Genomic DNA, 7,177 nt, shown 5'->3' on the forward strand with positions numbered 1-7,177 from the left:
CGATGGAGGGGGGCATGGGGGAGTAAGGGAGAAACTGGGTTTCACGTATTGGGTTTTGGGTATTGGGCCTGACACCTGATACCCAATAACCAGCCTACAATGATAATCATTATCAATGTTCGCGAGCATGATGGTCGCTCGGTGGGGGACTTGCTATGACTGAGGTGCAGGGGGAGCTCTCGGCTGGGGTTGTATCGGAGACTCGGTGTTACCCCTGGCGGTGGCGAGGTCGGGAGGCGGCGATGGTCAAAGACCGGCCTTTGGCCATCGCCTACGATGTGCGGGGTGCAGGGCTGTCGTTGCTATTGCTGCCTGCCTTTAGCAGCATTTCAACGCGGGCTGAGCTGGGTGGGCTGGCGGTGGAGCTGGCTCAGCACTACCGGGTGATTACCCTTGACTGGCTGGGGTTTGGGGAGTCGGCCCGCCCAGCCGGTTGCAGTCGTCCCACGATCTACCAAGCGATGCTCAACGATTTTGTGCGGGATGTGGTGCCGGAGGTGGCGGGGGTGGTGGCCTGTGGCCACAGTGCGGGCTACACCCTGGGGTTGGCAGCACAGGGTGGTGTGCCGGGGTTGAGGGCGATCGCCCTAGTAGCGCCCACCTGGCGGGGGCCATTGCCCACGGCCATAGGAGAACGGCGGCGAATTTATGCCCTGCTGCGGTGGTTGGTGTGGTCGCCGTTGCTAGGCCAGGGGCTGTATGCCCTCAATGCCCACCCAGCTTTTTTACGGTGGATGATGGGTCGCCACGTCTACAGCGATGCGGCTTTCATCACCCCTGAGCTGATGCAGGCTAAACACCAAACGACCCAGTTCCCTGGTGCCCGGTTTGCCTCTGCCGCCTTTGTCACAGGAGGGCTAGACCCGGTGCAGCGGCGCACTGACTGGCTAGATTTGATTGAGTCGACAACTGTGCCTAAGTTGGCGATCGCCGGACAGCAGACCCCACCCAAGTCTGGGGCCGAAATGGAGATGCTAAAGGCGATGGCTGGCGTGCAGTGGGCAACAGTGCCAGGATCCCTAGCCGCCCATGAAGAATCCTCCAAAGCGGTGTTAGAGAACCTGAAACCGTTTCTAAAAGAGCATTTGGGGAAATGAAGAGGAGTGCCACCTACCGAAGCCAGGTACTGAACCAGACGCCAAAAATGAGAGGCTGATAGTTGTTTGACGATGTCTTTAAACGATGTTGAGGAGTTGTTCTGTGCTCGATTTTCATCAGCTGATTAACCTAGCCCAGGAATTTACCCATTCACTATCGCTTGCTCTGCCCCTAAGCTTTCTTGGGCTGGTGCCGATGTCTGCAGTGTTGGCCTGCACCCGTGCTGTTTACCTGGGGCCAGACAACCTGGTGTTCACAGGGCGCAGCATGGACTGGGTCACTGATATGGAGTCTAACCTGTGGGTGTTTCCGCGCGGTATGGAGCGCCATGGGGCCGCTGGCTCTGGCTCCATAGAGTGGACATCGCAGTACGGCAGCGTGGGCACTGGCGTGTGGGATATCGGGATCGCCGATGGCATGAACGAGAAAGGCTTAGTGGCCAACATGCTCTATCTCACCGAAAGCGTGTATCCCACCCCCAGCCCGAATGATGCTCGGGCACCGCTATCGCTGTCCCTGTGGCCCCAGTACATGCTAGACAACTTTGCCACCGTGGCCGAAGCCGTTGGGGCGATGGAAAAGGAACCATGTAAAATGGCTCCTGTTCCATCGCCCGATGGCAAAGCGGGTACTGTGCACCTATCGATTTCTGACGCCACGGGCGATTCGGCCATTTTTGAGTATGTTGACGGTGAGCTGATGATTCACCACAGCCGCGACTACCAGGTGATGACCAATTCACCGACCTTTGATCAACAGCGTTCTCTCAACCAATATTGGGAGCAGATTGGCGGCTTAGCCATGCTACCCGGCACCAATCGGGCGGCGGATCGGTTCGTGCGGGCATCGTTTTATATCAATTCCATCCCTCAAACAGCAGACCCCAAGGAGGCTGCTGCCAGCGTATTGTCTGTGATTCGCAATATCTCGGTGCCCTTGGGGTTTGCAACGCCTGATCGCCCCGATATCTCGTCAACTATCTGGCGAACAGTTGCCGATCAAACCAACCGGCGCTACTTTTTTGAGTCAACCCGCAGTCCTAATGTGTTTTGGGTCAACCTGGATGATTTGGACTTGTCTCCCAGAGCCCCGGTGCGCAAACTCACCCTGACCGACGGCGCTGTGTTTGCCGGTAATACCGCCGACCAGTTCCAACCCTCTGAACCGCTGCAATTTTTAGAGGCGGCTCGTTGACCGAGAGGGAGGGTTTGCAGTGCAAGGTACAAGGTGTACGGTGCAACGTATAGCCCTGAACCGCAAACCGTAAACCGCTCACTGTCCCCCTTTCCCACCCTATAATCTGAAAATGATTATCATTCTTTAGGCGAGGTGTGGCTATGGTTGGTGCTGAGGTGCAAAGCTCTGTTCCGGTTACGGTGTTGACGGGCTATCTGGGGGCAGGCAAGACTACCCTGCTGAACCGCATTCTCACCCACGAGCACGGTAAAAAGGTGGCGGTGATCGTCAACGAGTTTGGTGAGGTGGGTATCGACAACCAACTTGTCATTGATGCCGACGAAGAAATTTTTGAGATGAACAACGGCTGCATCTGCTGCACCGTGCGCGGCGACCTGATTCGCATCATTGGCAACCTGATGAAGCGGCGCGACAAGTTTGACCACCTGGTGATCGAGACCACCGGGTTAGCTGACCCCGCTCCGGTGATTCAGACCTTTTTTGTTGACGACGAAGTGCAGACCCAGGCCAGCCTCGACGCGGTGGTGACGGTGGTGGATGCGGCCCATATCGCCCAGCACTGGGAGGCCGACGAAGCCCTGGAGCAAATTGCCTTTGCCGACGTGATTTTGCTGAATAAAGTGGATCTGGTTACCGAAGAAGATCTGGTGGCCCTAGAGCAGCGGATTCGGGGAATGAATGCGATCGCAACAATCCACCGCACCCGCAACGCCGAAATTGCCATGGATTCTATCCTCGGTGTCAACGCCTTTGATCTGGGCAACGCCCTCGAGATCGACCCCGAGTTTCTCAACGAAACCGCCCACAAACACGACGAAACTGTGGCCTCAATAGCCTTGGTGGAAGCAGGCACGGTAGACGGAGCCAAGCTTAACCAGTGGCTGGGGACATTGCTGCGCGATCGCGGCCCCGAGATCTTTCGCATGAAGGGCATTCTCAACATCGCTGGCGAAGACTGCCGCTTTGTCTTTCAGGGCGTGCACATGCTGTTTGAAGGCCGCCAAGACCGCCCCTGGCGCGATGACGAAACCCGCAAAAATGAGCTGGTGTTTATTGGGCGAAACTTGGAAGAGATGGGGTTGGAGGAGGCGTTTAGGGAGTGTTTGGTGAGGTGAAGAATTGGATGAATCAATACCACCCCCTACCCATCCACCCATCTACCCACTCACTCCCATGCCAAAACCCCTCCTCAACCCCACTTGGCAAACCCTCCTTGCCGATTACGTGACTGCCCTTGCCTGGTCACCCGATGGCTCTCGATTGGCAGCTTGTTCGGCGGCGGGGGAGGTGGTTGTGTTTGACGCCAAGACCGGTGCATCGATGGCGCTGCAAGCAAAGCAGGGCTTGTCAGTGGATGCGATCGCATTCTCCGCTGATGGCACATTTTTAGCGGCGGCGGGGCAAGCTGGCACCGTATCGATTTGGCGACTGAAGTCAAACTCTGCTGAACTGCTGAGTCAGCTAGAGAACCCCAGGGTCTGGGTTGATTGCCTGCGGTGGCACCCCCGATCGCCAGAACTGGCGTTTAGCCTGGGGCGCTACGCTCAGGTGTGGGATGCGGTCGACCAATCGGTGGTGGCAACGCCAGCCTATGAGGCGTCGTCAGTGCTAGATCTGGCTTGGCACCCCAGCGGTGACTACCTGACCCTGGCGGGGAATCTGAGCGTGAAGACCTGGCGGCGAGACGACTGGTACGACGACCCGGAGATTCGAGAGACGGGTGGGGCCAGCGGTGCGATCGCCATTTCCCCTGACGGGCAATACCTGGCCTCGGGCAACAACGACCGCACCCTGCTAGTTTGGGAGTGGCACAACCCCTACCCTTGGCAAATGCAGGGGTTTCCTGGCAAGGTGCGGTCGTTGGCCTGGTCTACGGTAAAAGCCCAGGGAGGTGCACCGTTGTTGGCGTCCGCCAGTGCCGAGGGCGTGGTGGTGTGGGCAATGGCCGAAAGCGACACCCAGGGCTGGACGTCCCACGTGCTGGATTTGCACAGTGGGGCAGTGAGGGCAGTGGCGTTTCAACCCCAGTCAACCCTGCTGGCCAGTGCCTCTGAGGATGGCTGGGTCTGTCTATGGCAAAAGGCTACCGAAGCCGCCCAAATTTTGGAGGGGGCTGCGGACGGATTTTCGGCCTTAGCCTGGTCGCCCCAAGGGAAGTACCTGGCGGCGGGGGGCTGTGGCGGAGAACTGCTGGTATGGGCGAAGGCATTGGCAGGGAAGGGATTTGGCCGCTAGGGAATCGGTACAGGCGGCCAGGGGTTAGGGCCTAGGGCGACAGGGTCCAACGGTGCTGTTGTTGGTTGAGCAACCCACGCATAACACTCCAGCTGACTGAAATCGCAGCAGGTGCAGTCTGCACATTTCTCCGGCAGGGGCAACGGGCGAATGCGCCCTTTGCGGATGAGTTTTGCCAGCATGGGCCTGAGCGCCTGGCTGTCGGTGTGAAAATGCAGGGACAAATCCGCGATGGAGACGGTGCCATGGGTCGCCATATAGGCTTGGATATTGGAAAGCATGGTCTGTCTACCCCTCTAGCAAGAGCGATCGCCTGCGCCGGGCCGGTCGAGAGTAGCGCATCAGGAGAATGGTTGCGATCGCCACCCCCATCAGCCCCACAATCCAGGCGGCCGAGCTGGCGGGATGGCGGGAGAAGGTCATTGCCTGGTAGTACGTCACAGCGCTCCAGTAGGCGAGGGCCGTAGTCCAGAGCCCAACGAAAGCGGTCCAACCGGCGTTGGTTTCGCGGTAGACGGCCCCCATCGCGGCCACGCAGGGAAAGTACATCAGCACAAACAGCAGGTAGGCGAAGGCCCCTACCCGACCATCGAAGCGCAGCGCCATTTGCCCGAAGGTAGTGTGGGTGACGGCCTGCTCTTCGGCGGCGGCGTTCAAGTCGCTAACATTGCCGATGGAGAGGCCGAGGGGGTCGAGCAGGGTGCCGGAGAGGGCGACCAGGTTGGCGGGAATGGTGGCAAAGGCTTCGCCAATGCTGCCGAAAAAGTCGAAGTCGTCGTCGCTCAGGTCAACCCCGGCGGCCAGGGCTTCATCCCGGGCTAGCTGGCTGTAGAGCGAGTCGAGGGTACCGACGACGGCTTCTTTGGCAAACACTCCGGTAAAAATACCGACGGTGGCGGGCCAGTTGTCTTGAGTGATGCCCATCGGAGCAAAGACGGGGGTGACCCGCTGGCTCATGGCGCTGAGGATGGAGTTTTCGCTGTCTTCGTTGCCGATGGAGCCATCGGTGCCGATGGAGTTGAGCAAACTCAGCACCATGACCATCACCACAATCACCCGCCCCGCCCGCAGGATAAAGGCTTTGAGCCGTTCCCAGGTGCGAATCAGCACTCCCTTGAAGGTGGGCAGGTGGTAGGTGGGCAGCTCCATCACAAAGGGGGCGGCTTCTCCCTTTAGCAGCGTGTACTTCATGATCAAGCCGGTGACGATCGCCATCCCCATGCCCACTAAATACAGCAAAAATACGATGTTCTGCCCGGCCCTGGGAAAGAAGGCTGCGGCGAATAGCGCGTAGACCGGCAACCGCGCCCCGCAGGACATAAAGGGGTTCATCAGGATGGTGAGAATGCGATCGCGGCGACTCTCCAGGGTTCGGGTGGCCATGATTGCGGGCACGTTGCAGCCAAAGCCCACCAGCATGGGCACAAAGGATTTGCCGGGCAGCCCCACAAACCGCATGAAGCGATCCATCACAAAGGCGGCGCGGGCCATGTAGCCGCTGTCTTCCAGAAACGCCATAAACAAGAAGAGGCAGGCGATCACCGGGATAAAAGTGGCCACGGTTTGAATGCCGCCGCCCATGCCATTGGCCAGCACCACCGTGACCAAATCGGGCAGGCCGATGGCGGTCAGTAAACGACCCAGACCATCGACAAAAATGGTGCCAAATAGAATATCAAAAAAGTCGATGAAGGCGCTGCCCACGTTGATGGCAAACATAAACAGCAGATACATTACCCCCAAGAAGATGGGAATGCCCAGCCAGCGGTTCAGCACGATTTGATCAATTTTGTCGGACTTGGTTAAGCTGACCTGCCGAGGACGGGTGGCCACGTCACTGACCAGTCGGTGGGCGTAGCCATAGCGGCTGTCGGCCACGGCAATGTCGATGTCTTCGCCCAGTACCTGATGGATGCGGTGGCGCTGCTCAGCCACCTGACGCAACAGGTCGCTAGACAGCTGCGGCCCGTGGTGGTTGTCGTACTCCAGCAGCTTGAGGGCTGTCCAGCGATCGCGGGGGGTAGGGTGATCAAACCCGGTGATCGCGGGCGTCAGCACCGATAATGCCTCTTCAATCACCGTTGGATAGACGACCTGGGCCTGAGGCCGATAGGGAGCCATCAAGAAATCATTCAGACAGCCCTTGAGATCCTCGACCCCTTGTCCCTTGGCCGCGACCATCGCCACCACCGGACAGCCCAGTCGTTCTGACAGCAGCTTGGGGTTAACGTGAGTACCGTGATCCTCGGCCACATCGGTCATATTCAGGGCGACCACCAGGGGCAGCCCCATCTCCAGAATTTGGGTGGTGAGGTAGAGGTTGCGCTCCAGATTTGAGGCATCGACAATGTCGACCACCACCTGGGCGGCCCCTGAGAGCAAATAGTCGCGGGCGATCGCCTCGTCAACACTGCCCTCTGCTTCCGAATCCAGGGCATAGATACCGGGCAAATCGACGACGGTCACCGTCTGCCCGCCGTAGTGATAGCTGCCTTCTTTGCGATCGACGGTGACGCCGGGCCAGTTGCCCACCTGCTGATGGGCTCCGGTGAGCGCGTTAAATAGGGTGGTTTTGCCGCAGTTGGGGTTGCCCAGGAGGGCGATGGTAGGGGAGTTCATGGCATAGGGGGATGAGGGGATGAGTGGG

Annotated in this window: 6 protein-coding genes; 4 read left to right on the forward strand and 2 right to left on the reverse strand. The window is 58.8% G+C overall.

Features of this window, described 5'->3' with window-relative positions; genetic code table 11:
• The first annotated feature begins 155 nt into the window (after positions 1-155).
• From IQ273_RS28160 to IQ273_RS28175, 4 genes are all read left to right on the forward strand, one after another.
• Positions 156-1,097: an alpha/beta fold hydrolase gene (locus IQ273_RS28160; protein WP_194026432.1), complete on the forward strand. Its 942-nt coding sequence runs from the start codon at positions 156-158 to the stop codon at positions 1,095-1,097.
• 196 nt (positions 1,098-1,293) lie between these two features.
• Entirely contained in the window at positions 1,294-2,292 is a 999-nt protein-coding gene (locus IQ273_RS28165; protein ID WP_228054033.1) for a linear amide C-N hydrolase, read from the forward strand.
• A 143-nt stretch (positions 2,293-2,435) separates the two neighbouring features.
• On the forward strand, positions 2,436-3,410 hold the full coding sequence (locus IQ273_RS28170) for a GTP-binding protein (RefSeq protein ID WP_194026434.1): 975 nt from the start codon (positions 2,436-2,438) through the stop codon (positions 3,408-3,410).
• A gap of 58 nt (positions 3,411-3,468) precedes the next feature.
• On the forward strand, positions 3,469-4,530 hold the full coding sequence (locus IQ273_RS28175; RefSeq protein WP_194026435.1) for a WD40 repeat domain-containing protein: 1,062 nt from the start codon (positions 3,469-3,471) through the stop codon (positions 4,528-4,530).
• Here the strand turns inward: IQ273_RS28175 and IQ273_RS28180 are convergent.
• Positions 4,527-4,811 carry a FeoC-like transcriptional regulator gene (locus IQ273_RS28180; RefSeq protein WP_194026436.1) on the reverse strand — a complete coding sequence of 95 codons (285 nt, stop codon included), beginning with the start codon at positions 4,809-4,811 and terminating at the stop codon, positions 4,527-4,529. The two genes, IQ273_RS28175 and IQ273_RS28180, sit on opposite strands and share 4 nt — an antisense overlap.
• Positions 4,812-4,818: 7 nt before the next feature.
• Positions 4,819-7,149: a Fe(2+) transporter permease subunit FeoB gene (feoB, locus tag IQ273_RS28185; RefSeq protein ID WP_194026437.1), complete on the reverse strand. Its 2,331-nt coding sequence runs from the start codon at positions 7,147-7,149 to the stop codon at positions 4,819-4,821.
• Positions 7,150-7,177 lie beyond the last annotated feature (28 nt).

It is taken from the genome of Nodosilinea sp. LEGE 07298 (assembly GCF_015207265.1).
In the GTDB taxonomy this organism is placed as follows: domain Bacteria; phylum Cyanobacteriota; class Cyanobacteriia; order Phormidesmidales; family Phormidesmidaceae; genus Nodosilinea.

Excerpts from the sequence above, each read along its gene's own strand:
- IQ273_RS28160 (WP_194026432.1), top strand. The coding sequence starts at position 156 with ATGACTGAGGTGCAGGGGGAGCTCTCGGCTGGGGTTGTATCGGAGACT.
- IQ273_RS28170 (WP_194026434.1), top strand. The coding sequence starts at position 2,436 with ATGGTTGGTGCTGAGGTGCAAAGCTCTGTTCCGGTTACGGTGTTGACG.
- IQ273_RS28180 (WP_194026436.1), bottom strand. The coding sequence starts at position 4,811 with ATGCTTTCCAATATCCAAGCCTATATGGCGACCCATGGCACCGTCTCC.
- feoB (WP_194026437.1), bottom strand. The coding sequence starts at position 7,149 with ATGAACTCCCCTACCATCGCCCTCCTGGGCAACCCCAACTGCGGCAAA.
- IQ273_RS28165 (WP_228054033.1), top strand. The coding sequence starts at position 1,294 with ATGTCTGCAGTGTTGGCCTGCACCCGTGCTGTTTACCTGGGGCCAGAC.
- IQ273_RS28175 (WP_194026435.1), top strand. The coding sequence starts at position 3,469 with ATGCCAAAACCCCTCCTCAACCCCACTTGGCAAACCCTCCTTGCCGAT.